Source organism: Corynebacterium sp. TAE3-ERU2 (assembly GCF_019209955.1).
Classification (GTDB): Bacteria; Actinomycetota; Actinomycetes; order Mycobacteriales; family Mycobacteriaceae; genus Corynebacterium; species Corynebacterium megadyptis.
Map to the genome: position 1 here is coordinate 281,629 of NZ_JAHUTL010000001.1, position 26,927 is coordinate 308,555.

At 61.8% G+C, this 26,927-nt stretch carries 20 protein-coding genes; 9 read left to right on the top strand and 11 right to left on the bottom strand.

Going from position 1 to position 26,927, the window contains the following annotated elements; translation table 11 throughout:
* Positions 1-265 precede the first annotated feature (265 nt).
* The 3 genes from treY to KRX12_RS01220 all read left to right on the top strand — a co-directional run bounded on the left by treY (position 266) and on the right by KRX12_RS01220 (position 3,964).
* Positions 266-2,689, top strand: coding sequence for a malto-oligosyltrehalose synthase (gene treY, locus KRX12_RS01210; RefSeq protein ID WP_218365446.1), 2,424 nt, complete (start codon positions 266-268; stop codon positions 2,687-2,689).
* Positions 2,690-2,695: 6 nt separating this feature from the next.
* A complete protein-coding gene (locus KRX12_RS01215) occupies positions 2,696-3,724 on the top strand; it encodes a GTP pyrophosphokinase family protein (protein WP_151549152.1) in 1,029 nt (342 codons plus the stop codon).
* An 81-nt stretch (positions 3,725-3,805) separates the two neighbouring features.
* On the top strand, positions 3,806-3,964 hold the full coding sequence (locus KRX12_RS01220; protein ID WP_218363900.1) for a hypothetical protein: 159 nt from the start codon (positions 3,806-3,808) through the stop codon (positions 3,962-3,964).
* Positions 3,965-4,049: 85 nt separating this feature from the next.
* On the opposite strand, the gene KRX12_RS01225 is transcribed toward KRX12_RS01220, so the two are convergent.
* The 3 genes from KRX12_RS01225 to KRX12_RS01235 are packed head-to-tail and all read right to left on the bottom strand — an operon-like array spanning position 4,050 to position 5,388.
* Complete coding sequence (locus KRX12_RS01225) at positions 4,050-4,439, bottom strand: RNA-binding S4 domain-containing protein (RefSeq protein ID WP_218363902.1); 390 nt, start codon at positions 4,437-4,439, stop codon at positions 4,050-4,052.
* Between the two features lie 2 nt (positions 4,440-4,441).
* Positions 4,442-4,669 (bottom strand): hypothetical protein, encoded by a 228-nt coding sequence (locus KRX12_RS01230; protein WP_218363904.1) that lies wholly within the window; start codon positions 4,667-4,669, stop codon positions 4,442-4,444.
* Positions 4,670-4,728: 59 nt separating this feature from the next.
* Positions 4,729-5,388: a YigZ family protein gene (locus KRX12_RS01235; protein ID WP_218363906.1), complete on the bottom strand. Its 660-nt coding sequence runs from the start codon at positions 5,386-5,388 to the stop codon at positions 4,729-4,731.
* A 106-nt stretch (positions 5,389-5,494) separates the two neighbouring features.
* On the opposite strand from KRX12_RS01235, the gene treZ reads away from it, so the two are divergent.
* The gene (gene treZ / locus KRX12_RS01240; RefSeq protein WP_218365447.1) at positions 5,495-7,267 is read left to right on the top strand and encodes a malto-oligosyltrehalose trehalohydrolase; all 1,773 of its coding nucleotides are present in this window, start codon (positions 5,495-5,497) and stop codon (positions 7,265-7,267) included.
* A gap of 109 nt (positions 7,268-7,376) precedes the next feature.
* On the opposite strand, the gene ilvA is transcribed toward treZ, so the two are convergent.
* Both ilvA and dnaE read right to left on the bottom strand, forming a co-directional pair.
* Positions 7,377-8,702 carry a threonine ammonia-lyase IlvA gene (gene ilvA / locus KRX12_RS01245; protein WP_255549095.1) on the bottom strand — a complete coding sequence of 442 codons (1,326 nt, stop codon included), beginning with the start codon at positions 8,700-8,702 and terminating at the stop codon, positions 7,377-7,379.
* 139 nt (positions 8,703-8,841) lie between these two features.
* Positions 8,842-12,387 carry a DNA polymerase III subunit alpha gene (dnaE, locus tag KRX12_RS01250; RefSeq protein WP_218365448.1) on the bottom strand — a complete coding sequence of 1,182 codons (3,546 nt, stop codon included), beginning with the start codon at positions 12,385-12,387 and terminating at the stop codon, positions 8,842-8,844.
* A 140-nt stretch (positions 12,388-12,527) separates the two neighbouring features.
* Between dnaE and rarD the strand changes: the two genes are divergently transcribed.
* Positions 12,528-13,406 (top strand): EamA family transporter RarD, encoded by an 879-nt coding sequence (gene rarD / locus KRX12_RS01255; RefSeq protein ID WP_218365449.1) that lies wholly within the window; start codon positions 12,528-12,530, stop codon positions 13,404-13,406.
* A 19-nt stretch (positions 13,407-13,425) separates the two neighbouring features.
* Here rarD and KRX12_RS01260 read toward each other — a convergent pair whose 3' ends face one another.
* From KRX12_RS01260 to lspA, 3 genes are read right to left on the bottom strand one after another with little or no spacing between them, the layout of a single operon-like run.
* Entirely contained in the window at positions 13,426-14,064 is a 639-nt protein-coding gene (locus tag KRX12_RS01260; protein WP_218365450.1) for a hypothetical protein, read from the bottom strand.
* 24 nt (positions 14,065-14,088) lie between these two features.
* Positions 14,089-15,021 (bottom strand): RluA family pseudouridine synthase, encoded by a 933-nt coding sequence (locus KRX12_RS01265; RefSeq protein ID WP_218365451.1) that lies wholly within the window; start codon positions 15,019-15,021, stop codon positions 14,089-14,091.
* Positions 15,018-15,509 carry a signal peptidase II gene (gene lspA / locus KRX12_RS01270; RefSeq protein WP_370625510.1) on the bottom strand — a complete coding sequence of 164 codons (492 nt, stop codon included), beginning with the start codon at positions 15,507-15,509 and terminating at the stop codon, positions 15,018-15,020. Before lspA ends, KRX12_RS01265 begins: the two co-directional genes overlap by 4 nt.
* A 138-nt stretch (positions 15,510-15,647) precedes the next feature.
* Between lspA and KRX12_RS01275 the strand changes: the two genes are divergently transcribed.
* Together KRX12_RS01275 and KRX12_RS01280 are read left to right on the top strand one after the other, a co-directional pair.
* A complete protein-coding gene (locus tag KRX12_RS01275; protein ID WP_218365453.1) occupies positions 15,648-16,619 on the top strand; it encodes a hypothetical protein in 972 nt (323 codons plus the stop codon).
* A gap of 119 nt (positions 16,620-16,738) precedes the next feature.
* Entirely contained in the window at positions 16,739-18,388 is a 1,650-nt protein-coding gene (locus KRX12_RS01280) for an ABC-F family ATP-binding cassette domain-containing protein (protein ID WP_218365454.1), read from the top strand.
* A gap of 79 nt (positions 18,389-18,467) precedes the next feature.
* Here KRX12_RS01280 and KRX12_RS01285 read toward each other — a convergent pair whose 3' ends face one another.
* Positions 18,468-19,100: a hypothetical protein gene (locus KRX12_RS01285; protein WP_218363925.1), complete on the bottom strand. Its 633-nt coding sequence runs from the start codon at positions 19,098-19,100 to the stop codon at positions 18,468-18,470.
* A gap of 383 nt (positions 19,101-19,483) precedes the next feature.
* Here KRX12_RS01285 and KRX12_RS01290 point away from each other — a divergent pair, with 383 nt between their 5' ends.
* Complete coding sequence (locus KRX12_RS01290) at positions 19,484-20,452, top strand: asparaginase (RefSeq protein ID WP_218365455.1); 969 nt, start codon at positions 19,484-19,486, stop codon at positions 20,450-20,452.
* Here KRX12_RS01290 and KRX12_RS01295 read toward each other — a convergent pair whose 3' ends face one another.
* The gene (locus tag KRX12_RS01295) at positions 20,453-21,853 is read right to left on the bottom strand and encodes a DNA polymerase IV (protein ID WP_218365456.1); all 1,401 of its coding nucleotides are present in this window, start codon (positions 21,851-21,853) and stop codon (positions 20,453-20,455) included. It lies immediately after the preceding gene.
* 268 nt (positions 21,854-22,121) lie between these two features.
* Between KRX12_RS01295 and KRX12_RS01300 the strand changes: the two genes are divergently transcribed.
* The gene (locus KRX12_RS01300; protein WP_218365457.1) at positions 22,122-23,555 is read left to right on the top strand and encodes an HNH endonuclease signature motif containing protein; all 1,434 of its coding nucleotides are present in this window, start codon (positions 22,122-22,124) and stop codon (positions 23,553-23,555) included.
* A 58-nt stretch (positions 23,556-23,613) separates the two neighbouring features.
* On the opposite strand, the gene ileS is transcribed toward KRX12_RS01300, so the two are convergent.
* Positions 23,614-26,799 (bottom strand): isoleucine--tRNA ligase, encoded by a 3,186-nt coding sequence (gene ileS, locus KRX12_RS01305; protein ID WP_218365458.1) that lies wholly within the window; start codon positions 26,797-26,799, stop codon positions 23,614-23,616.
* Between the last annotated feature and the right edge of the window lie 128 nt (positions 26,800-26,927).

Genomic DNA, 26,927 nt, shown 5'->3' on the forward strand with positions numbered 1-26,927 from the left:
CGAAGGACCCAGGCGTTCGGGACCAGGGTGGGCTGGGGCATGCCCATCCGCAGCAGAACCCGCACGCGGAGCAGAATCGCCCGCGCAGGGCTAGTTCTGCCGCTGCGGGCGCGAGCAGGTCTACACTCATAAGGCACATGTGCGTGTGCGTCTGCTCCGCGATAGTGCTAGCGAATCTCGAGCGCCGTCACTGAGCGAGAACCTGGGCGCGCCGCGTGTGCTGTCACGCATTGTGCGATTTCTACAAACTGAGGACTGATTTTTCATGCCCCGTACACCCATTACCTCCACGTATCGTCTCCAGCTGCGCGGCCCGAAAGCCGATGCCCAGGGCCGTGCGTTTGGTTTTGCCGAAGCAGCCGAGGTAGTCCCCTATCTGCATGAGCTGGGTGTGAGCCACGTGTACTGCTCGCCGATTCTGGCGGCGGCACCGGAATCCAATCACGGCTACGACGTGATCGACCCCACCACCGTCAATCCGGAGCTGGGTGGTATCGAGGGCTTCCGCGCGTTGGCGAATGTGGTGCATGAGCACGGCATGGGCCTCGTCATCGATATCGTGCCCAATCACGTGGGCATCGATAATCCCCGCGATAATGCGTGGTGGTGGGATGTACTCAAGCGCGGCCAAGCCTCGGAGTTTGAGTCCTATTTCGATATCGACTGGCACAAGGATAATGGTGCCGGGGGCAAGCTGGGACTGCCGGTGCTCGGCGCGGAGGGCGATGAGGACAAGCTCGAGTTCCGCGAGGTCGAGGGCGAGACCGTCCTTGCCTACTATGACAATATTTTCCCCATCGACGAGGGCACACTCAGCGAGGATCCCCTCGAGACGTATCGCCAGCAGCACTATAAGTTGATGTACTGGCGCGACGGGGTGATCAGCTATCGCCGCTTCTTCTCCGTCAATGGCCTCGCCGGCATCCGCCAGGAAGATCCGCTGGTGTTTGAGCACACCCACCGCGTGATCCGCCAGCTCTGCGCCGAGGGGCTTATCGACGGTATCCGGGTGGACCACCCCGATGGTCTCTCCGATCCTTTTGGTTATCTCAAGCGGCTGCGCGATGTGATCGGTGAGGATCGCTGGCTGGTGGTGGAAAAAATCCTCGATGTGCACGAGCCGCTCGATGCCCGTCTCGCCGCCGATGGCACCACCGGCTATGACGCCCTGCGCGAGCTCGACGGGGTCTTTCTCAATCGCCGCGCCGAGGATGCACTCTCGATGCTGGCTCTCGAGCAGTCCGGCTCTACCTGGAATCAGGCGGCGATCGATGCAACTGAGCACGCCCTGAAGCGGGATGTGGCTGCCGATGAGCTCTCCGCCGAGGTACGCCGCCTGGCGCGGGCGCTGCGCCGCGATAACTTCTCCACTGTGGGCGGGCGGGTCTCCGATGAGGAGCTCTTCGACACCATTGTGGACTTGGTGGCCGCCATGCCGGTCTACCGCGCGGACTATCTCTCTTTGTCGCGCGTGACCGCCACCATTGTGGCGGATATGGGCCGGCGCTTCCCCTCCCGCCGCAACGCCCTCGACCTCATCTCTGCTGGCCTATTGGCCGATGGCGAGGCCAAGATCCGCTTCGCCCAGGTGTGCGGCGCGGTGATGGCTAAGGGCGTGGAGGACACCACCTTCTACCGCGCCTGCCGTTTGGTGGCACTGCAGGAGGTGGGCGGCGCCCCAGGACGTTTCGGTGTCTCCGCCGCAGAGTTCCATCTTTTGCAGCAGGAGCGCAGCGTGCTGTGGCCCAAGGCCATGACCACCCTGACCACCCACGACACCAAGCGTGGCGAGGATGTGCGCGCCCGTATCCTCTCCATTTCTGAGACTCCCACCGAGTTCGCAGAATTAGTGCGCGAGGTCTTGGCGCTCACCCCTGCCCCGGATTCCCAGACTGGGCTCTTTTTGCTGCAGAACCTGCTGGGTATCTGGCCGGAAGACGGCGAGGTATCCGATTCTCTCGTGGAGCGTTTCCACGCCTATGCGGAAAAGGCGATGCGCGAGGCCAGTGTGCACACCACCTGGACTGATCCGGATGCCCAGTTCGAAGATTCCATTCACAATTGGATCGATGCGCTCATCCAGGGCCCTGCCACCCCGCTGATCACCGCCTATGTGCAGCGGCTGGCGCCCTCGGCACGGGTGCTCTCGGTGGGCCGTAAACTTCTGCAGCTCATCGGCCCCGGCATCCCGGACATCTACCAGGGCAATGAGTTCTTCGATGATTCCCTCGTGGACCCAGATAATCGCCGCTTCGTCGACTACACCAAGCGCGAACAGTGCCTGCAGATGCTGATCGAGCAGGGACTGCGCACCGAGGAGGGCACGGCGCTTATCGACGCCACCCCCGACCTGGTGAAGCTCGCCGTGGTGCACGAGTCCTTGACCCTGCGCCGGGGGCACCCGGATTACTTCATTAACGCCGACTATCAATCGGTATTCGCCCAAGGTGTGGCGGAGAATCACCTCGTGGGCATGGCCCGCGGCGATGGGGAACGCAATGTGGATGTGATTGCGGTGGCCACCCGCACCCCGCTGCTCTTGGACGATGACGGCGGCTGGCGCGACACCACCATCACTCTGCCCGACGGCACCTGGCAGGACCGCTTCACGGGGCGCCAGTGGCAGGGCACCATCGCCGTCGCGGATCTTTTCGCCACCTTGCCGATCGCGTTGCTGGAAGGTATCTAAAACGGAGTGAGCACTGAACCTGTTTCCGAGGGTGACATCGTACACACCCCCGAGCACATATCCGCCCTCAGCGACACCTATACGCAGTGGTGCGCTGCGCATCCCGATGCGGCGGAACGCTTTCAAGATGTGATCGAGGATCTGCTCACCGATGGCGGTATCACCTATGACCGGGTGGTGGCGCGGGTGAAACAATGGCCCTCCTTAGAGGCGAAAGCCTATAAGCGGGATGCCGAGGGCGAGTGGGTGTATCCGCATCCCTGGGACGATATTCATGACATTCTCGGGGTGCGGGTCACCACGTTTTATTCCACCGAGATTCCCATCGTGATCGACATGCTGGGCGGGCATTTCCATGTGCTGCGCTCAATCGATAAAACTGCGCAGACGCGGGTGAGCGGTAGTTTCGGCTATGGCAGTCACCACCTGGTGGTGCGGGTTCCTTCCGATCACGACGATCTGGAAGATTTCGCCGGGCTGACCTTCGAGGTGCAATTGCGTACCGTGCTGCAGCATGCGTGGGCCGAGTTCGAGCACGATATCCGCTATAAGGCCTCTGGGGCCACTGTGGATCCGCGGGTGGATCGCGCTTTTACTCTCGCCGCTGGGCTGATTGAGTTGGCCGATCAGCAATTTGATCAGATAGCGAGCATCCAGAATCCCTCCCCGGAGCCGGGCGATGATGTTGCCTTGACTGCGATCACCTTGCCCGGCGTGCTGGCCATTTTGTTGGGCTCGCAATTCCCGCGTTCTAAATCCGAGCACTATCCGTGGCTGGAAGAGCTCCTCAAGCGCAATGGTGTCACCACCGTCGCCGAGTTGAAGGAGCTGGTGAACGCGCCCGCGATTGCGCGGCTGCGGCGACGCTTGGACTACCGTTTCCAACCCAGCCAGGTGCGCATCGTGGACGATCTGCTGCTCGATCGCTTCGGCGAAGAGCACATTGCCCGCACTGATTCCACCGGTAACCGCGCTGCTCAGCGGCCACATCGCCTCGCCCGCCGCTTGAAGCGGCTGCGCCGCGAGGACACCTAGGGGCTTCTCCACCGTAGGTTCGGTGGGCTAGACTGGCGGCTGGTACATACCCCATCCGACTAGTGCAAGGAGACGATCGAGATGGATAGTTTTGCAGAGCAGTTCCCTGTTGCCGCTGACATGGTGCACGTGTGGGCGCTGCGGGCAGCCGATTTCTTCCGCGAGTTCGGGATCGATATCCCGCCCGCTGAGTGGGGCATGGACGATCTGGACGCTGTTGTGGGAAGCGTGGAGTTCTAGCTTTTCAGCGGCTATCACCAGCGCCGCACTGGACGAAGGACATCACTGTTCTTCTTCCGGTGCGGCGCTTATGTGTATTGCAGAGCTATAGCTCGTCGCTGCGGCCACGCAGGCGATCGAGTTGGCGGCGTTCTTTCTTCGTGGGGCGGCCGGCGCCACGGTCGCGGCGCGGTTGCGAGACCAAGATTTCTCGCGGCGGAGGCGGCGGGGAATGATCCACATAGCAGGTGCGAGCGATGGTGGCGCTGACGCGTTTTTTGAGAGTCTGCGTGACCTCAAGCTCAAGGTTGCGGTGCTCCACCCACACGCTGACGCGGTCTCCCGGCGCGACGAGTTGGGAGGGTTTGGCCGTGGTGCCATTGATCTTGACATGCCCTGCTTTGCACGTCGCCCCGGCACGGGTGCGAGTTTTGACGATGCGGACAGCCCAGATCCATGCGTCGATACGCACGGGCTCGCTACTGGGGGAGGTCACAGCTAATTCAGGTCCCGGTGGTTGATGATTTTGTGCACGCGCCAAGCGTTATAAGACGCCCCCGCGACCGCGCAGATAAACACCAGCATCGCCAGCGTTGAGCCGATAATAAGCCCGGCAATGGCCGCACCGGTACCACCGATGCCCCAGATAGCCGCGTTGCGGGAGTATTGCCGAACCGCTCGTTTGCGCCGTTCGACGGGGTTATTGGGGTAGCGCTGCATACTCATGCACCCAATAGTACCCACTGCCCTGGCCGCACAAGCAGCGCGGGCACGGGCGTGTGCAGCTACTTTCGCTGCGGCGTGTCCACCCACATGGTGCCGTCCCGCTGGGCCTCCACCGTGCCGCCGGTGAGCTGTGCGATCAGTGTCTGAGCGCGCTCCTCGTCCGCCGGGTCGAGAGCAAGGCTCAACGCCACCCCTTGGGCGGTGTATTCCGGATCGAGCACCGTCAGCTCGAAGCCATGCGGATAGCGCAGTTCCGCCTCTATTTTTCCGGCGGTGGCGTGATCGAGCTCCAGCCGCAGCAGCAGCCGTTCCGCCCTTTCGACCACGTGGACGTTCTCCATGGCGCAGTGCACCGCCTGCCCATAGGCGCGCACCAGCCCGCCGGTGCCCAGCTTTATTCCACCGAAGTAGCGCACCACCACGGCCACAACGTTCTGCAGACCGGTGCCGCGCAGCACATCGAGCATGGGCATTCCGGCGGTGCCGGAGGGCTCGCCATCATCGCTGGAGCGCTCCACCGGCTGAGCGCCGTCCACGTGGAGGATAAAGGCGTGACAATGGTGGCGGGCATCCGGGTAGTCGGAGACGCAGCGCGCGATAAAGGCGCGGGCATCTGCTTCGCTGTCGGCGCGGGCGATCAATCCGATAAAACGGGAGCGCTTTTCTTCAAATTCTGCCTCTGCGGGCGCCTCGATGCTCTCTGCTGGCAGCTGGTACATAGGTGACATTCTTGCATTAGTCCGCGCGCTCGACCGCATTGTCCCGCCCCAATGTGCCCGCTCGGTGCGGCGGTGCTGGCCGGGGTGGTTGCTACAGTGGACAAGCATGAAAACTTTTAGCGTATGGGCCCCGTATGCACGTGCCGTGTCGTTGCTTGTCCACCCCGGCGGAGATTCCTCCCGGGAGCGCATCATCGAGCTGCACCGCGATCCCCATCGCAGAGACGTCTACACCACCTCGGAGATCAGCCCCAGCCCGGGCGATCGTTATGGGTTCATCCTCACCACAGACAATGAGGAGGCCGAGGGTGGCGTCGATAAGCTCGGGCCCCTGCCCGATCCCCGCTCTCATGCGCAACCGGATGGGGTGCATGGCCTCAGCGCCGTCGTGGATCACGATTATCCTTGGGAGGACCAGGCGTGGACCGGCCGCAGCCTTCCCGGCCAGGTACTCTACGAGCTGCATGTGGGCACTTTCAGCCCCGAGGGCACCTTCACCGGCGTGATCGATAAGCTCGATCACCTTGTTGATCTCGGTGTCACGGCGATTGAGCTGATGCCCGTGCAGCCCTTCGGGGGCAACCGCAACTGGGGCTATGATGGCGTGTCGCTGCACGCGGTCCACGCCGGCTATGGCGGACCCGATGGGCTGAAGGCGCTTGTCGACGCCGCCCACCGCCGCGGCATCGCCGTGGTGCTGGACTGCGTGTACAACCACTTCGGCCCAGAAGGTAACTATGTGGGCGCCTTTGGCCCCTACACCTCGGGAGGCTCCACCGGCTGGGGCGAGGTGGTCAACCTCAACGGGGAAGATTCCGATGAGGTGCGGCGCTACGTCCTCGACGCCATCGAACAATGGCTGCGGGACTATCACATCGACGGGGTGCGCCTAGACGCGGTGCAGGCCCTCGACGATCCGGGCGCGGTACCGATTTTGGAGGAGATCTCCGAAGTGGCGCGTCGCGTGGAGGCAGAGACTGGAATCTCGCGGTTTATGATCGCCGAATCCGATCAAAATGATCCCCGCCTGGTCACCGCGAAAGAAGCGGGCGGCTATGGACTCGATGCGCAGTGGATTGACGATATCCACCACGCCCTCCACTCCCTCGTCAGCGGCGAGCAGCACACCTACTACACAGACTTTGGCGATACCGCCACCCTGGCGAATGCGCTGGAGGAGGTCTTTGTGCACACCCGCTGGCATTCCACGTTCCGCCGGAAGCGCCACGGCCGCCGCCTCCACACCGATGTGATTCCCGCCAGCCGCTTTGTCACCTACACCACCACCCACGACCAGGTGGGCAACCGCTGCCAGGGCGATCGCCCCAGCCAGAACCTCACCCCTGCCCAGCAGGTGCTCAAGGCCGCCACAATCTACCTCTCCCCCTATACCCCGATGCTCTTTCAAGGCGAAGAATTCGGTGCCACCACGCCCTTCCAGTTCTTCGTCTCGCACGGCGATGAGGAGCTGCTGCGCCTGACCGCGGAGGGCCGTTTGCGCGAATTCGCCAGCGCTGGGTGGGATCCCGAAGACGTACCCAACCCGGCTGAGGAAGATACCTTCCTCCGCTCCAAGCTGAACTGGGACTTCGATGCCACCCAACACCGCATCATGGAGGCCTATCGCACACTGCTGCAGCTCCGCCGCAGCTGCGGTTTGGCCGATCCGTGGCTCGAGCACATGGAGGTCAGCTGCGATGAGCAGTGGGTGGCCATGGACCGCGGCGAGTACGTGTTCGTGGGCAACTACTCCGAACGTGAGGCCCACGTCCCCTTCGGTGGCACGCTCGTCTACTCCTTCACCTCCCCCGAGGTGGGCGAAACCCACACCACGCTCGGCCCCTGGGAGTTCGCGCTGATCAAGGCGGATAAAAACTAGGACGCAGCCGGTAGCACTACGCATCAACGCCACCTCTCCTCCGTGCCGAGGGCACGAACTGGGAGCAGGTGGCGTTGTTATGGGCTAGGCCTGGGCCGCGTCCTCAGAACTACACCAGGAACTGGTATTCCGGCGACTCTGGGGTGAGCATGGTGCACTTCATGCGGGAGGCATCCATGCGCTCGAGGAGAGGATCGAGATCGCGGGCGCGGGAGAGCTGCAAGCCCACCAGCGCGGTGCCGGTTTCTCGGTTATTGCGCTTGAGGTACTCGAATCGGGTGATGTCATCATCCGGGCCGAGAATATCGGTGACAAAGCTGCGCAACTGGCCGGGCTCTTGGGGAAAATCAACCAAAAAGTAGTGCTTGAGGCCGCGGTGCACCAACGAGCGCTCCACGATCTCGCTATAGCGCAACACATCGTTATTGCCGCCAGAGATGATGCACACCACGATCTCGCCGGGCTTGAGGGCGACGTCGAAAAGCCCCGTCACAGACAAAGCACCGGCGGGCTCGGCGATGATTCCCTCGTTTTGGTACAACCCGAGCATCTGGGTGCACACCGCGCCCTCATTGGCGGAGATCATGTGCACGCGCGAGCGGTTGCGGTCGATGATGCGATAGTTGAGATCGCCGACGCGCTTCACGGCCGCGCCGTCGATAAACGGATCGACCGTGGGCAGCGTGGTAGGCCCCTTGTTCTCGAGGGCGGCCTGCATCGAGGCGCCCGTCTCCGGCTCCACACCAACGATGGCGGTGGTGGGCGCCATATCGGCCAGATAGCTGACCACCCCGGCCAGCAATCCGCCGCCGCCCACAGGCACCACGACAGTGTCCGCCGATTTGCCCATGGCGGTGAGCTGGGCGAGAATCTCGGCGGCCACGGTGCCCTGGCCGATGATGGTGTCGCGGGCATCGAAGGGCTCCACGAGGGTGGCGCCGGTCTCCTTGGCATCGGCCTTCGCCGCCGCCGAGGCGGCGTCATAGGTATCGCCAATCTGGATGACCTCGACGAAGTCGCCGCCGTGCACGCGGATGCGCTTGAGCTTCTGCTTCGGGGTTTGCTCCGGCACATAGATGCGGCCGGTGATGCCGAGGGTGCGGCACGCATAGGCCACGCCTTGGGCGTGATTACCAGCAGAGGCGGCCACGATCCCGGCGGCACGATGCGCGTCATCGAGCTGCGAGATGTTGTTATAGGCGCCGCGGATCTTATAGGAGCGCACGTCCTGGAGATCTTCGCGCTTCAGATACACCTCCGCGCCGGTGAGCTCGGACATGCGGGGGCTGTACTGCAGCGGGGAGGGACCCAACACGGTGGAAATTCGCGCCTGCGCCATTTGAATATCGGACGCGTGAATCTCCAGAGATGCAAGCTCGTGCGTCGCGGTGTCAGCTGGCGTGGGCGCGTCAGTCGCGCTGTGGTGATCCGTCATGCAGCAAGATTCTAGCGCCTCGCGCTATCGCCTTTGTGCTCCCCTCCCCTAGAGCGCAGAAAACGCCACCCTTCAGGACCATCGCAGAGGCGCGCGCGATGGTGGCTGGAGGGTGGCGTCGATAAGCGACATCGGGGCGCTAGGCCAGAATGCCGGGCCCCATCTCTGCCTTGAGATCGCCCATCAAGCTGGGGGTACGGTTCACGCGCAAGTGATCGCCGAGCACCATCATCGTGGTTTCCTCGCCGCACTCGAGCGTGAGATACACATCGGATTCGCCCTTATTGGCCTGCAGCACACCCTTCAAACGGGAAATATTCGCAATCGTGCACTGATCGGCGCGCATGCGCAGCCGCAGCGGAATACCATTGCCACTTCCCGCAAGATCGGGCTGTTTCATGTCATCGCAGAAGATCGACTGGCGCTCATCCTTTTCGGAAATGTGCGCCTTCACCAACACGATGCTGTCCTCAGCGATCATGCCGCTGACCAGGGCGTAGACCTTGTTAAACACCAGCACCTCGAGCTGGGCGCCGATGTGGTCCTCGATCGTGATAATCACCCAGGGCGAGCCATCGCGCTTCGAGAAACGACGGTCCACCTTGGAAATAATGCCGCCGATGGTCACCTCTTGTCCGTGACGCACATTGCGCTCCAAGATGTCGGTGAATGCCGTATCGGTTTGCAGCGCCAGGGCGTCCTCGAAACCGTCCAGCGGGTGGCCGGAGACATACAGGCCGAGCATTTCCCTTTCGAGGGCGAGCTGCTGCTTTTTATCCCAATTCTGATCCGGCACCTCGATCTCGAAGATCGTGGTGTCCTCGGCCCCATCGCCCAGGCTGGCGAAGAGATCGAACTGGCCCTTGGCCACCGCCTTCTTGGTGGAGGAAACACCATCGACTGCTTCTTCGTGAATCAGCATCAGGCCTTTACGGGGATGGCCCAAGGAGTCGAAAGCGCCCGCCTTGATCAGCGACTCGGTCACGCGCTTGGTGCACGCCACGGTATCGATTTTGTCCAAATAGTCGGAAAAAGAGGTGAAACTTCCCTTTTCTTCCCGCGCGGCAATGATGGAATCCACCACTTCCTCGCCCACATTGCGCACCGCGCCCAAACCGAAGCGGATGTCCTTGTCCACCGATTGGAAGGTCAGCTTGGAATCGTTCACATCCGGCGGGAACACGTGAATACCAAGGTGGCGGCAATCGGCCAGGTACACGGCCGACTTGTCCTTGTTATCCGAGACCGAGGTGAGCAGCGCCGCCATGTACTCAGAGGTGTAGTTCGCCTTGAGATAGCCCGTCCAAAACGAGACCAGGCCATAGCCCGCGGCGTGCGACTTATTGAACGCATAGGAGGCGAAGGGCTCGATGGTATCCCACAGTGCCTTGATGGCCTCCGAGGAATAGCCGTTTTCTTTCATCCCCTTCTCGAAGGTGATGAACTCCTTCGCCAGCACCTCGGGCTTCTTCTTACCCATGGCTTTACGGAAACTATCCGCTTGGCCCGCCGAGTAATTGGCCACTTTCTGCGAGATACGCATGATCTGCTCTTGGTAGACGATCAGACCATAGGTGTCTGCGAGAATTTCCTTCAGCGGCTCGTCCAGCTCGGGGTGGATCGGCTCGATGGGTTTGCGCCCATTCTTACGATCCGCATAGGCCAAGTGCGCGCCCACACCCATGGGTCCGGGGCGATAGAGCGCGAGCGCCGCGACGATATCGTCGAAGTTTGTTGGTTTCATGCGCTTAAGCAGTTCGCGCATACCGGAGGAGTCCAGCTGGAACACGCCGAGAGTATCGCCGCGGGAGAGCAGCTCATAGGTTGGCTCGTCCTCGGTGCTGAGGTTTTCCAAATCCAGATCTTCGCCGCGGTTTTCCTTGATGTTTTCTAGGGCGTCACCGATGACGGTAAGGTTGCGCAGCCCCAGAAAGTCCATTTTCAGCAAACCGATAGCTTCGCAGGCAGGATAATCCCAGCCGGTGATGATGGCGCCGTCGGAACGCTTCCACATCGGAATGTGATCCATCAGCGGCACCGAAGCCATAATCACCGCACAGGCGTGCACGCCCGCTTGGCGCACCACGCCCTCGAGGCCGCGGGCGGTCTCATAGATCTGCTTCACATCCGGATCGGACTCAATGAGTGAGCGCACCTCCCCAGCTTCCTCGTAGCGCTCGTGCTCGGGGTCGGTGATACCGGCCAAGGGAATATCCTTCGCCATGATCGCCGGCGGCAGGGCCTTGGTGATGCGGTCCGCGATCTGATAGCCGGGCTGGCCAAACTGCACGCGCGCCGAGTCCTTCAGCGCCTGCTTGGTTTTCACCGTGCCGAAGGTGATCACCTGCGCCACTTTGTCCTCGCCCCAGCGGTCAGCGGCATAGCGCACCATTTCGCCGCGGCGGCGATCGTCGAAGTCGATATCGATATCGGGTGCGGAGGGGCGCTCCGGGTTGAGGAAGCGCTCGAACAGCAGATCATGCTCGATCGGGTCAATATTGGTGATCGTCAGCGCATAGGCCACCAAGGAGCCTGCGGCCGAACCACGGCCCGGCCCCACGCGGATACCGACAGAGCGGGCGTGCTTGATCAGCTCCGCCACGATGAGGAAGTAGGAGGGATAGCCCTTCATGTCGATCACTTCGACCTCGTATTGGGCGCGGTCGATATAGTCCTGCGGCACCTCTCCATCGGGGAAGCGGTTACGCAGGCCCTCAAGCACCTCGTGCTGCAGCCACGACGTCGGGGTTTCGCCCTCCGGAACATCGGCGATCGGCATGCGATCGTGCGGATGCGGCTCCCAGATTTCGCTGTAATCTTCTACGCGCTCCGCGATCCACAGTGTGTTGTCGCAGGCCTTGGGCACCAGAGTGTCCCAGGTGTCGCGCATCTGATCGGCGCTTTTAATGTAGTAGCCGGTGCCGCCGAATTTGAAGCGATCTTCATCGTGCAGGGTCTTGCCGGTCTGCACGCACAGCATCGCCTCGTGGGCCTTGGCCTGGGATTCGAGCACATAGTGGCAGTCATTGGTCACCAGCGGCGGCAGCTGGAGCTTCTGCCCAATTTCGAGCAGTTCCCGTCGGACCCGCTTTTCGATATCGAGCCCGTGGTCCATGAGCTCGAGGAAGAAGTTGTCTTTGCCATAAATGTCTTGCCACATGGCGGCCGCCTCGAGGGCCTGATCGAACTGCCCGAGACGCAAACGGGTTTGCACGTCTCCGGAGGGGCAGCCGGTGGTGGCGATAATGCCCTCGGCGCGCTCGGCGATCAGATCGGCGTCCATGCGCGGCCACTTACCCAATTGGCCTTCATAGGAGGCCATTGAGGAGAGGTAGAAGAGATTTTTCAACCCGGTGGCGTTTTCCGCGATCATCGTTTGGTGCAAATACGCGCCCGAGGCGGAGACGTCATCCGATTTTTGGTGCGGCTCGCCCCACCGGATGCGCTGTTTATTAAAGCGCGACTCCGGGGCCAAATAGGCCTCCACGCCGATGATCGGCTTGATGCCCATATCGGTCATCTTGCGATAAAACGCATCAGAGCCGTACATGTTGCCGTGATCGGTCATGCCCACGGCCGGCATGCCCTGACGCTTGACCTCCTCAGCGAGCAGGTCGATCTTGGCCATGCCGTCCAGCATGGAAAACTCCGTGTGATTATGCAGATGAACGAAGGATGAGCCCATAGTGTCACGATTCTAACTGCTTTCCGCTGCCGCCTCGAAGCCCCTCGTGGCGCGCCCCTTCTTCCTCCCCACTACGCACTTATCGACGCTGCCCTACAGCAATGAATCCGGCCCCAGGCCGAGGGCCTAAGGTATCTAGCATGGTCTACGGCGTTCTTGCTTATTTGCTGTGGGGACTTTTTCCCGCCTATTTTCCTCTGCTCGACCCCGCGAGCCCCTTCGAGATCTTGGCGCACCGCATCGTGTGGACCGCCGTAGTGATGGTAATCGTTATCAATATCACAGGGGCGTGGAAAGAGCTCTGGCGCGCCAGCAGCCGCACGTGGATGACTGTGGCCGCCGCCGCGGTGGTGATCGCGATCAATTGGCTCGTCTACGTTATTGCGGTAACCACCGACCATGTTGCCGAAGCCGCGCTGGGATACTTCATCAATCCCCTCGTGGCCGTGGTGCTCGGATTGGTGTTTTTACGCGAAAAGCTGCGCCCGCTACAGACCGTGTCGGTGATAATCGCCGCCATCGCGGTCGCGCTCCTGCTGCTCTTTAGCTCCACCCCACCACTCATCGGCCTCACCCTGGCTTTTAGCTTCGCGATCTACGGTCTGCTTAAAAAGCGGGTGCCGCTACGCCCGAGCGCCTCGCTTGCGGCCGAAACTATCGTGCTGCTGCCCTTCGCCCTGCTCTACCTCATCTGGCTCGAGACCAGCGGCCAGGGCACATTCCTCTCCACCGGGATCGGGCACATGGGGCTGCTCGCATCCTCCGGCGCGGTCACGGCGCTGCCGCTTTTGCTTTTCGGCATGGCGGCACAGCGCATCCCGCTCTCCACGGTGGGCATGCTGCAATACATCACCCCCACCATTCAGATGCTCTGGGCGCTCTTTGTCACCCACGAGCACCTCGACCAGGTGCGCTGGATCGGCTTCATCATTATCTGGATCTCAGTCACGATCTTCATCGTCGATATCGCGGCGCATGGAGTACACCGCCGCGCCCAGAATCGACGCCAGAACTCCTAGCGGTAGCGCCCGGCCGGCTTTAGAGCGCCGGGGTCTGCTGCGTAGTGGCCGGGACCTGCTGCGCCGTCTCGAAATCAGCGCGGTGGACCGGCATGATTCCGAAACGCCCCCACGCGGCGTCATTAGGCAGCGCCTCTAGGTAGGCGACGTCCTCGTTCAAACTGAGTGTCTTAATGGTGCGGGTAGGCGCCCAAATCACCAGTCCTTCGATCGGCGTGGACTCGGCGTCGTCAAGCAAAAACTGGGCGGCCAAATCGTGGCGCAGCGCCGTGGCAAATACCTCACGCCTATCCGCGGCGGCCGATGGCTCCGGCACCACCACCGGCGAGGACATGTTGAGCACCACCGCCGAGACCCGGGGCACATCCAACTCATCGGCGATGCGCGCCGCCCGGGTCACCGACACAGGCGCGTCGAAAGTCACCAAAGCGAAAGCCGGCTCTTTACTGTCGAGCCCCGAGACTGTCGCCGCAGCGCGCTCGGCATAGTGATCGATAGATTCGCCTGTCTCCCGCCCCAGCATGTCTCCATTCGAGCTCGCAGGGCGCTCGCCGGTGTAGACCCGGCCGGCCGTGAAGACCACGGCAATGGTCAGTAGCGCCACGCCCACAGCAATGAGGACATAGCGCAGCATCGAGGAGTGGTTCACATCAGACATGGCATACCCATCGTGGTGTATCGGCTAACTTTCCCGAAGAGTATCGAGCGCTCGCGCAAGATCCTCTGGGTAGTCGCTCGTAATCGTCATCTTTTTGCCCGTGGCAGGATGATCAAACGTTAATGACACGGCATGCAGCCACTGCCGGTTGAGGCCGAGCCGCTCCGCGAGCGCAGGATCCGAACCGTACATGGGATCGCCCACACAGGGATGGTGCAAACTGGAAAAGTGCACGCGAATCTGGTGGGTGCGCCCCGTCTCTAGGTGAATATCGAGCAAAGATGCCTCGGCGAAGGCCTCGAGAGTCTCGTAGTGGGTGACACTCGGCTTGCCGTCGCGTGTTACCGCGAAGCGCCATCCCGCGGAGGGGTGGCGGCCAATGGGGGCGTCGATCGTGCCCTCGAGCGGATCGGGGTGGCCTTGGATGAGAGCGTGATACGTCTTGGTCACCGTGCGCTCCTTGAAGGCGCGCTTGAGCACCGAGTAGGCGAGCTCGGATACGGCCACCACCATCACTCCCGAGGTTCCCACATCGAGCCGCTGCACAATGCCCTGGCGCTCCGGCGGCCCCGAGGTGGCGATGCTATAGCCCGCGGCTTTCAACCCGCCGACCACGGTGGGGCCCTCCCAGCCGATCGTGGGATGCGCGGCCACACCGACCGGCTTATTGATGGCAATGACGTGCTCGTCGGAATACAGCACCTCCATGCCCTCGATCAGTTCCTCTTTAGGGATGAGATCCTGGTTCGGCCCGGGCAGGGTGACCTCGAGCAGCGCGTCGACGGCGAGCCGATCGGATTTTCGCACCGGCTGACCGTCGATAAGCGCATCGCCCTTCGCCACAATATCTGCGGCCGCCGACCGAGAAATCCCCAATACCTTGGATAGGCCTTGGTCTACGCGCATTCCCGCCAAACCATCGGGGACCGGCATGCGGCGAAACTGCTCAGAGCTCATGCTGTCTCCTTCGTTGGCTCGGGTTCAAAAAACATCGACACAATCACCACGACGACCCCAATGGTGATCGCGGAATCCGCCAAGTTGAATACGGCGAAGCTGCCAATGGAGATGTAGTCCACGACATGGCCGACGAAAAAGCCAGGCGCGCGAAAAAGCCGATCGATGAGGTTGCCTAGGGCACCGCCCGCGATGAGGGCAACTCCGATGATCTGGGGACGGTGCACCATTGTGCGACCGAAGTAGAGCGCGCCGAGAACAAACACCAACTGCACCGTGGTGAATACCCAGGTGTGATCTTCTCCCATAGAAAACGCCGCACCGGAATTAAACACCAGTACAAGACGCGCCCAATCGCCGATGACTGACACGGGATTGAGGGGGTCGATGGTGTGCAGAATGGCTTGTTTAATCACCTGGTCCAGCACCGCGATCACCACGATGATCGGGACCAGCACTCTCAATGCGCTCCTCTTCTTTGTTTCCACGCCATCAATATTGCCTTACTCCCCGCGCAGAACAGAACTGCCGCGCCTTCCGCCGCGCTTATCGACGTCTACCTCCACACCGCTGCACACTGGCCCCCGCACTAACCAGCCCATGCAGTCTCACTAGAATCATCGGTTATGACACCCCCGTGCCGCAGCCACCGCCCTCGTCGTTTATCCCGCAGCGTCATCGCCCTGTGCGCAGTTGGCGCCGTGGGCTTAGCAGGATGCTCCGCTGAGGATTCCGCCACCGACACCGCCGCTGTAGACAGCGATAATGCGGTGGAGTTGCAGCTGGACTCCCCCAAAGTCACCGTCATCGATGCCGGGGCGCAGGATTCTGCCACCGAACTTCGCTACACCGCGACTGCGGACAGCCCAGAAGAGGAATTATCGGTGGTGGCCTACGACGGTTTTAGCCAACAAATCGCAGCCCTTAACGAGGTCGAACCTCAGGCCCCCGCCGGCGGCGATGTCACCAGCCTCACCCTGCCGCTCACCGGCCACATCGACGGCGATAGCGGCCGAGTCGAACTCGCACTAGGAGCCCCCACCTCGACGGATCTGTCCCTCAACGACACCCTCGCCAGCGCCGAAGGATTCCGGATCGCGGTCGACCGCAGCGATCGTGGAATAGCGAACTCGGTGCGTCTCGCCGCCCCGAAGGAGGCATCCGACGAGGCCCGCTCCATGGTGGAATCCGCGGTCTTCACCTGGCTATCGCTTTCCGTGGTGTTCCCCGAGGAGCCCCTCGGCGACGGCGCCCAGTGGACCGTGGACAGCCGAGTACCGGGCGAAAACTCCATGCTCCAAACCATCACCTACACCCTCGACGCCCACGAGGGCACCACCGCCACACTCAGCGCCGAGATTCAACGCCGCTCCACCCTCGGGGCGCTCAGCGCCGGCGAGGACCACCCCGAACTAGAGGTCGTCTCCACGGAATCAACCTCCACAGGCGAGCTCACAGTGAACCTCGACAGTAGCGTCCGAAACACCGGCCGCATGGCAGTAACCACCCGATTGGTCTACGCCGCCGATGCGGCACGCGAGGACCAACAAGCCGTGATTCAAGATCTCACCAGCGCAGTGGAGTATTCTTCCCCATAGAACACTGGGTGTCACCCCACTACAGCAGTCGCCGCGCGCCCAGCCCGCACGCCGGCGACGCCTCAACGAGCCTGCGCACTGTGAGGCCGACACCATCACCCGCCGATGAGGAGCAGCCCATGTCTAAACACATCCATATTGCCGTCGACGGTGTCAGCTTTTCCTATGGGGCACACCGCGTTCTCACCGATGTGTCCTTCGCCGTCGGCGCCGGCGCAGTGGCCGGACTCATCGGCGAAAACGGTGCCGGGAAATCAACGCTCATGCAGTTGATCAGCGGCACCCTTGAACCCGATGTGGGAGCAATCATCACCCCCACCAAAACCGGCTACCTCACCCAAGAAGTATCGTGGCCGCCCACCGCTCCCCTGCGCTCGATCATCTCCGACGCGATCGGCGAGCTCAAAGCCATCGAGCGCGACATCATCAGCGTCTCCGAAGAACTCGCCACCCACCCCGACTCCGCCGAGCTCGCCCAACGCTTCGACACCCTGCTCGCCGCGGCCGAACGCCACCAAGTCTGGACCCTCGACGCCCGTATCGCAGAAGTCCTCGCCGGCTTAGGACTGGCCAAAGTTGATCTCGACGCCCCCATAGGCTCCGTCTCCGGCGGGCAACGCCGCCGCCTCGCCCTCGCCGCGCTCCTGCTCCGGCCCGTCGACGCGCTCATCTTGGACGAGCCCACCAACCACCTCGACGATCTCGCCTGCGACTTCCTCATCGACGAACTCCGGTCCTTCGACGGGCCCGTGCTGATGGCCAGCCATGACCGCTGGGTATTGGACAAAGTCGCCACCCATATCGTCGATCTCGATCATTCCCTCGGGCCGGAGGGCGGCGAAGGTGAAAATCTCGCACAAGGCGTGGTGTTTGGCGGAAGTTTCTCCGAATACCTCGCCTATCGCAAAGAACTTCGCACCCGCTGGGAACACGACTACCGAATCCAGGAAGCAGAACGCTCCCGTCTCGAAGCCGGGGTGCAAGTAAGCGAAACCGATCTTTTTGCCCGCCAGGACTCCAAAACAGAAACCCGCTCCTCCGCCAAGTACTACGCCGACAAGGCAGCCAAAGTGCACGGGCAGCGCATACGTACCGCACGCAATCGCCTCGACGCTCTCGAGCGGCGGGAGATCCCCGCGCCGCCGAAGCGGCTCGAATTTGCTGGTTTGCCGGAGCACTTTCTCACCACCACTGGCTCGGACTACGCACTCATTTTTCGTAATTTCACCGTTCCTGGCCGCATGGAACACGCATTATCGGCAAAGATTCGCCACGGAGACCACGTTCTCATCACCGGCCCAAACGGCGCCGGAAAATCGTCCCTGCTGGAAGCAATCGCGAATACCACCGATGACGAAAACCCCAGTTTGATTATCGGCGATGACCTTCGCGTCGGCTGGATGCAGCAGGACACCGACTGGGACGATCCCTTCCGCAGCGCCAATGACATTTACGCCGATCACGCACCCAAGGGCGCGGCCTCTCTCACCGAGCTGGGTTTGCTCAGTGAGGAAGCTGCTCGGCGCCCGATTGAAAAGCTGTCGTTGGGGCAGCGCCGCCGGGTAGCGTTGGCGATCGTGTTGGCGGATCCACCGGATATTTTGCTGTTGGATGAGCCCACCAACCATATTTCCCTCACCTTGGCCGAGGAGCTCGAGGAGGCGCTGGACGGCTACGAGGGGGTGCTGCTGCTGGCCACCCACGATCGGTGGATCAAGCGGCGGTGGCAGCAGCGCGTGATTGATATTCCCGCACCGCGCCCCGAATAGAGCGCACAAAAAAGGGCCCATCCTCCCGCTGCGGGGAGATGGGCCATGTGCTGCGCGGCGATGCGCTCGCCGTGTCTGCTTATTGCGGGGCGGGGGCGCCTTCCGGTGCGGGCGGTGCCTCGCCCTCGGGTGCGGGAGGAACCTCGCCTTCAGGGGCGGGTGCTTCGCCCTCGGGGGCGTTGTCCTCGGGCACCGGTGCCGGGGCGGGGAGCTCCTTGCAGAATGCGGGAACTTCCTCTGGGGCGACGGTGCTGTTGACCACGGTGCAAGCCCAGTCTTGGGAGACCTTCCAGTGGCCGTCTTCGTTGACGAACTCCACGCCCTCAGCGATCTGCGGCTCGCGATCCGGGAGGGTGAAGTGGATGGTGGCCATCACGCTATCGGGGGTCCAGCCGGGCAGGATCGGGTCCACCACTTGGAAGTTGGCGCCGGACTCTTGCTTGGAGCGGGTCATGACGTCGAACAGCTCGGGGGCCTGGTCACCGTTTTGTACGGTGAGCACGCGCTCCTCGATGGGCAGGTTCGGATCGGTGGCCCGGGCCAGAACGCCGTTGAGTTCTTCCAAGGTGGGAAGTTCGACAGCGGCGGTCGAGGAGCTGGTGCTGGAGCTGGTCTCAGACTCCTTGGAATCGCTGTCCTCAGAGCCGCACCCTGCCAGCACCAGCGATGCGGCGGTGACTAGTGCGAGTGCACGTGCCTTGTAAAGTTTCACTACTCTCCTCAGTCCTTGACTGTGTAGGTCAATTTTGTGATTGTCCGCCCAGCGCCACTCAGCGTAGCGCGGGCGCGTCCACACGGGTAGGAACCACGATCGCGGGCACCATCAGTGACCGCGAGTCATGAGATGACGCAGCCATCTCAGCCCCTTCTCAGCGGCAGCTTAGAGCCGCTTCATGCAGGTCTCGGGCGGAAAATCTAGTACTTGGATTCTACACGGGCCAACGCGAATGGCCACATCCTGGACGGCGTCGATAAGCGCCGAATGGCGGGTGTGGGCGTACGAGAGGAGCCACGGTCGCTGTTCGGAGTAGCGCGGCAGCGGGCTATCGAGGCGTTTCCGCCCGCGGCGCGGCGGCGGTGTGGCACGCTATATGCATGACTAACGAGACCGATACCACTGCGGAGCACGCCACCACCCCAGCTGCCAAAATTGTTGTGATTACCACGGGCGGAACGATCGCCTGCACAACCGATCGCGACGGAGTGCTCTTGCCCACAGTGAGCGGAGCCGAGCTGCTGGAACCGGTCGCCCAACGCTTCGAGGACACACAGCTGGCGCTCGAGGTGCGGGAGCTGGACCGCCTCGATTCCTCCGCGATGACCCTCGCCGACATCGACGCCATCATCGCCGCTGTCCACGACGCCCTCGACGACCCCACGGTGACCGGTGTCGTCGTCACCCACGGCACCGATTCCATGGAAGAAACCGCCGTTGCCGTCGACACCTTCCACGATGATCCCCGACCCGTGGTCTTCACCGGCGCCCAACGCAGCTTCGACCACCCCGACTCCGATGGGGTCGGCAACCTCTTCGAGTCCGTCGTGATCGCCATGGACTCCAGCGCCCGCGGCATCGGCGTCATTATCGTGTTCGGCCACGCCGTCATCCCCGCACGCGGCGCCACCAAATGGCACACCAGCGACAACCTCGCCTTCGCCACCAACGCCCCCGAAGAGCCCACCCGTGCCGAGCCTCTGCCCGTCGCGCCCCTGGCTGACGTCACCGTCGATATCATCGCCGCATATCCCGGCGCGCCACGCACGCTTGTCGACGCCGCCCTCGAGCACGGAGCCGACGGCCTCGTCATTGAAGCCATGGGGGCAGGCAACGTCGGCCGAGAACTCGCCATCGCCGTCGGCGAAGCCCTCGACGCCGGCACCCCCGTGGTGATCACCACCCGCGTTCCCCGCGGCGACGTGCACGGCTCCTACGGCGGCGCCGGCGGCGGCGCCACCCTGCTCCAAAAGGGAGCCCTGGGATCCCACTACTTCCGCGCAGCTCAGGCCCGCATTCTTCTTGCTGCCGCTATTGCCACCGGCGTTCACCCCGCGACGCTGTTCTAATTAATCCATCTCTTCTTCATACCCGGCCAACCACTCCTCCCACTCCAGGGAGGCCAGTGGATCGGCGGGCTGAAGATCCGGGTCATCTACGGCGAAACTTCGCGTACGTCCACGCGTTGTCGTGCGAGTTTCAAAACGCACCGACACGATTCCGTGTCCAGAGCCCTGTACCCAACCGTGACCGTACTCGGGGTGTACCACGTCCTGGGTGGCGGTCCAGGTGGGGCTATCTGGCTCTGGTTCTGGGGATTCTTCGCCGTCATGAGCGGGTTCTGGAGAACTATCCCGAACACCCACCTCGGTATCGTCAAACTTCGCGGGCGGCAGGACCCGCTGATCAAGTTCGGGAAACATGACGTTTTGGCGTGCCGCCTCCAAACCGGAAAACGACACCCCAACGAGCCTGATCGGCCCGAGTTCATCTGGGTAGCGCACCATTTTCTTGGCCACCGCGTGCAAAGTGTCGAAATCATCGGTGGCATAGTTCAGCGTGTGCGAGCGGGACTCGATGTGAAAGTCCGCCATACGCAATTTCACTGTGACCGTACGGGCGCCGCGGCCATCCTGGAGTAGCCGTCGGTGTGCTCCACTTGCGGCGCGCTCCACTGCAGCGTCCACATCATTGCCTGTGACAAGATCCAGCGGATACGTGTGCTCTTGAGAGATCTGTTTCGCAATCGCGCGCGGTTTAACTAGGCGGTGATCGTGTCCGCGCGCAAGATTCCACAACTCGAGGCCGGTTTTACGGCCGAGGCTTATCACCACTTCTTCTTCGCTGAGTGCCGCGAAGTCACCGATCGTTTCCACCCCGAGCGCCCGCAGCTTGGATGCGGAGACAGGACCGATCCCCCAGAGTTTGCCCACGTCCAGGGGATGGAACATGGCTGATTCCTCTTCTTGGGCAACCACGAAGACGCCATCCGGTTTCGCCTCACCTGAGCCGATTTTCGCGAATTGCTTACCGCTGCCGGCCCCAATCGAGGCGGGCAGGCCTGTTTCTTCGCGAATTTCTTCGCGCAGCTCTTCGGCCCAGGCTTTCACAACCTGAGGTTCCTCGCCTTGTATCTCGTGGGGCTCGAGAAAAGCTTCATCGATGGAGAGCTGTTCAATAACGCCGGCCCGCCGTGCCACGATCTCGAATACGCGCGCCGATGCTGCCTTGTACACGGCCCGGCGCGGCTGCACGACCACTGCCCCGAAGCCCACCATGGCTTTCGCTTGAAACATCGGCATGGCCGAGTGCGCACCAAACGTGCGCGCTTCATAGGATGCCCCGGCCACCACACCGCGCCCGTGCACCCCGCCTACGAGCACGGGCCGGCCGCGCAGCGTGGGCCGTGTCAGCTGCTCACAGGATGCATAAAACGCATCCATGTCGATGTGCAGCACCCAACGTCTCATACCTTCGAGTTTTCCAGATCTTTCTCATGCGCTTATCGACGACGTCTCCTGGCGATGTACCCGCACAGGAGAGTGACCAAACATCGCAGTCTAGTTCCACACCGTCGTTCTGGGCGAGACAGTACGCCCCAGTTGTGCATAACCCCGGAACAAAGCTGAGTATTTCACAGACGCACCGCGTATCAGGCTTTCTGCCAAGCCAAGATCGCCTGGGGTCGCTAGTCTTCGGCTACACCCCAAGAACTACCGCCTCTAGGAGAACACCATCATGTCTGTACAACGCTGTCACCAGCTCATTCGCGTCATCGGCGATGCGTATGAGGAACTCGTCGAACTTTTTGACTTCGACCAGGGTGGAACCCTGAGCCTTGCCGAGAGTTTGCCGGCGCTCGTGGAGCTGGAAAAACACAAGGCTGTACAAGCGCATTTAGACATTTTGCTCTGCCATCTCGCCGGCAAAGAAAATCTCACCCACGTCGCTGGGACCAATAAGCCCCGTCGCGTTCTGCGTGAGCACCTGGGCTGGTCAGGTAGAAAAATTACCGCTGCTATAGGCGAAGCGAGCCGGCTGTACAGTCCCGTGAAAGATGCCCGCATCGAAGCGGCCGAAACCGATCCAGCTCTCGACGCCGAGGTCAAGGCAGACATGGGTCTCGCCACCGATTTGCGCGCCATCTCTCGCAAGAAACTACTCACCCAGCACATTGGCGCAGAAAAACGCACCCTCATTGATAAGCAGCTGCTCAACCTCATGGCACACAACTCCCTGCAAACCGAAACCTTGCGTGCTGAGGCCATCGACTACGCCGCCAGCCATAGCTTCAATGCCACCCGCTCCTTCCTCCGCGAAAAAGTGGCCTCGCTCAACGACACCCTCGAACCCGATAAAGAGCACGCCGAACGCAACCGTTTCTTCACCGTGTCCAAGCCCGACAAACACGGCGGACAGCGTATTCACGGCTATCTGCCGCCACGCACCTGCGCCAAGTTGCATTCCCACATGGACAAACATCTGCGCACCACCCGCGACAAAGATGATGCCCGCAGCCTCAACCAGGTCATGGCCGACGCCTTCGACTCAGCCATCGGTTCGCACCAGAACAAGGGGGTCTTTGGCATCTCCATCTCAGCGAAGGACTTCGATATCGAGGACTATCGAGCCGCCAACGTTAGCTTCCCCACCGACACCGGCGTGAGCCTGAGCCCAGCAGACGTACTCAAGGTGGCGGAGCAGAAATATGGTTTCGTGTGTGTCCACGACCCAGAGACAGGCCAAGCACTGTCTGTGCACAAGGTGGAACGCCTTGCCAGCTTCCGCGACCGCATAGCGCTACTGGCCTCCGAATTGGTGTGCTCGCACCCAGACTGTAACGAACCAGCGAGCCGCTGCCAGGTCCACCACCTGCTCGCGTGGAAGGACGGAGGAAAAACCGAGCTCCCGAATCTCACCCTGCTGTGTCCCGAACACCACAGCGATAACGACGATTCGCGCAGCAACCCACACAAAACCCACGCGGTACGAGATCCCCGTACGGGCCGTGTGGGCGTGACCTACCCCGCGACAGCCACGCACCCCACCCCCACCATCACCTTCAACGACTCCCCCGACGCCCAACGCTCAGCGGGGGCACGTATCCGACAGCAAGCATGGCCCCAGCGCCTGCACGCAGAGGAGACCACGGAATGGCGCTATGCCAGCTAAGCCGCCCTGTAAACGCAACAAACCCCGCCGAAGCGGGGCTTGGTGACACGGGCGGCTACTATGCCTCGTTCTTCTTCACAGAGACATACACGCCGTCGAGAACAGGATGGCCGTCCTCGAGAGCATCGTCAATGATGGACAGATCCGTACACAGAACCTCACCAGCGATGGTGTCCTTGTGCTTAGTCGCCCACTCCAGCTTGTCTTCCGGAACCGACAACACGGCAGTGATTCGATCGGACACCTCAAACTCGGCGGCCTTACGAGCATCCTGGATACCGCGGATAACATCGTTGGCCCAACCCTCGGCCTCCAAATCCTCGGTGAGGGTCATGTCGAGCACCACGAGGCCCTCCATACCAGCAATCTGGTTGGTGGACTCGGGGTTGTCCGCAACTAGCTTCTCGGTGAACTCGCCCTGCTGCAGCTCGACGCCATCGGCGACCACGGTGTCGCCGGAACGAGAGTAGTTGCCAGCCTTGACCGCCTTGATGGCTTTTTGCACATCCTTGCCCAGACGCGGACCAGCGACGCGGGCGTTCACCACCACCTCGAATCGGCCGACGGCATCCACATCGTCAGTGAGCTCAACCTCCTTCACGTTCACCTCATCACGAATGATGTCCGCAAACGGCTCGAGGCGCTCTGCGTGCGGCACAGCCACGGTGAGTTTCGGCAAAGGCAGGCGGTTACGCAGCTTGTGCGACTTACGCACCGAGGAAGTAGCCGATACCACCATGCGCACCTCGTCCATTGCCTGAACAAGCTTCTCGTCACGCGGGAACTGCGACGCATCCGGGAAGTCAGTCAGGTGCACAGAGCGCTCACCGGTCAAACCGCGGTAAATCACCTCAGTAGCCATCGGCAGCAACGGGGCGGCCACACGCGTGAGAGTTTCGAGCACGGTGTAGAGGGTGTTGAACGCCTCCGGGAATTCCTGGTCGCCTGCCCAGAAACGATCACGAGAGCGACGCACGTACCAGTTGGTCAGAGCATCACAGAACCACCGCACCTCATCGCAGGCAGTAGCAATGTCCAGGTCATCGAGGGCCTTGTCTACGGCCTCGACGAGATCACCGGTCTTAGCCAAGATGTAGCGATCCAGCACGTTGGTCGAGCTGGTATCGAAGCGCGCCGGGGTGGAGCTGTACAGCTGCAAGAAGCTGTAGGCATTCCACATCGGAAGCAGCGCCTGGCGCACGCCCTCGCGGATTCCCTGCTCGGTCACGATGAGGTTACCGCCACGCAGAATGGGTGAGGACATGAGGAACCAGCGCATGGCGTCGGAGCCGTCCCGGTCGAATACCTCGTTCACATTGGGATAGTTGCCCTTGGACTTGGACATCTTCAACCCGTCATTACCCAACACGATGCCGTGAGCAACCACGTTGGAGTAACCGGCCTTGTCCCACAGCGCAGTAGCGATGACGTGCATGGTGTAGAACCAACCACGCGACTGACCCGAGTATTCGACGATGAAGTCGGCCGGGTTGTGGGTATCGAACCACTCTTTGTTCTCGAAGGGGTAGTGCTTCTGGGCGAAGGGCATGGAGCCGGACTCGAACCAGCAGTCAAGTACTTCTGGTACGCGCCGCATGGTGGATTGCCCGGTCGGATCGTCCGGGTTGGGTCGGGTCAGCTCGTCGATGTAGGGGCGGTGCAGAGACGTCGGTCGCGTCCCAAAATCGCGTTCAAGCTCGTCGAGGGAGCCGTAGACATCGACGCGCGGGTACTCGTCGTTGTCGGAGACCCACACTGGGATGGGAGAGCCCCAGTAGCGGTTGCGGGAGATGTTCCAGTCGCGTGCGCCTTCCAGCCATTTGCCGAATTGGCCGTCGCGAATGTGCTCCGGAACCCAGCGGATCTGGTCGTGGTTGAGTTCCACCATCCGGTCGCGGATTTTGGTGACCTCGATGAACCAGGAGGGCAGCGCCATGTAGATCAGAGGCTCACCAGAGCGCCAGGAGTGCGGGTAGGAGTGCTCGATGGTCTGGTGGCGCAGGACGCGTTTGGCGGCCTTAAGGTCCTTGATGATGTGCTTGTTCGCATCAAAAACCAGCTGTCCCTCGTATTCGGGCACAGCGTTGGTGAACTTGCCGTCCATGTCGACGGGGATGACCACGTCGATGCCGTTGGCCGAGCAGGTATTCATGTCGTCTTCACCGAAGGCGGGGGCCTGGTGAACGATGCCTGTACCGTCTTCGGTGGTCACATACTCGGCGGCAAGGATCTGGAAGGCGTTGGGGTGATCCTTGAAGTGCGGGAAGATCGGCTCGTAGCTCAGGCCAACGAGTTCGTTTCCGGGGTGGGTGGAGACGATCTCGTGATTCTCGCCGAGCTCCTTGGTGTACTGCCCCAGCAGGTTTTCGGCGATCAGGAAGTCCGCGCCGCGGAATTCTTCCAGTCCGTCGTCGCCGACGCGCACCCGCACGTAGGTGACGTCGGGGTGGACTGCGAGCGCCAGGTTGGATGGCAGGGTCCACGGCGTGGTGGTCCATGCAAGAGCCTGGGTGCCCACGAGCTCGGGGTTGGCGTCACCGTTGGCTGCGGTGATGGGGAAGGTCACCGTCAGGGTGGGGTCTTGGCGCATTTTGTAGCTGTCGTCGAGGCGGGTTTCCTGGTTAGACAGCGGGGTGTGCTCGGCCCATGAGTAGGGCAGCACGCGGAAACCTTGATAGATCAGGCCCTTCTCGTAGAGAGTTTTAAACGCCCACATGATGGATTCCATGTAGTTCAGATCCATCGTCTTGTAGCCGTTGTCAAAGTCCACCCAGCGGGCCTGGCGGGTGACGTATTCTTTCCACTCTTCGGTGTACTGCAGCACGGAGGTGCCGCAGTATTCGTTAAATTTCGCCAAACCCATGTCTTCGATCTCACCTTTGTCGGTGATTCCGAGCTGCTTCTCTGCTTCCAGCTCGGCGGGCAGGCCGTGGCAGTCCCAGCCGAAGACGCGATCGACTTTCTTGCCCTTCATCGTTTGGAAGCGGGGCACGATGTCTTTGACGTAGCCGGTCAGGAGGTGGCCGTAGTGCGGCAGGCCATTGGCGAAGGGAGGTCCGTCGTAGAAGACGAATTCTTTGGCGCCTTCGCGTTGTTCAACGGAGGCGTGGAAGGTGCGATCGTTCTTCCAGTAGTCGAGAACGTTCTTTTCCATGTCGGGGAATCGGCTGCTTCCGCCGCTCATGTCTACGCGGGGATAGACTCCGCCTACGTTGCTCTTCGATGAGCTTTCGCCTGTGGTCATGTGGGCTCCTTACAAAGACAATTCTGGGCAGTTATGCGTGTGGTGTTATTCGCCTAGGGACGAGTTTCCCTGAGCATGTCTGCCCTGGATACCCGCGGTACCACCCTATTTGCGTGCACCCCAGGAGG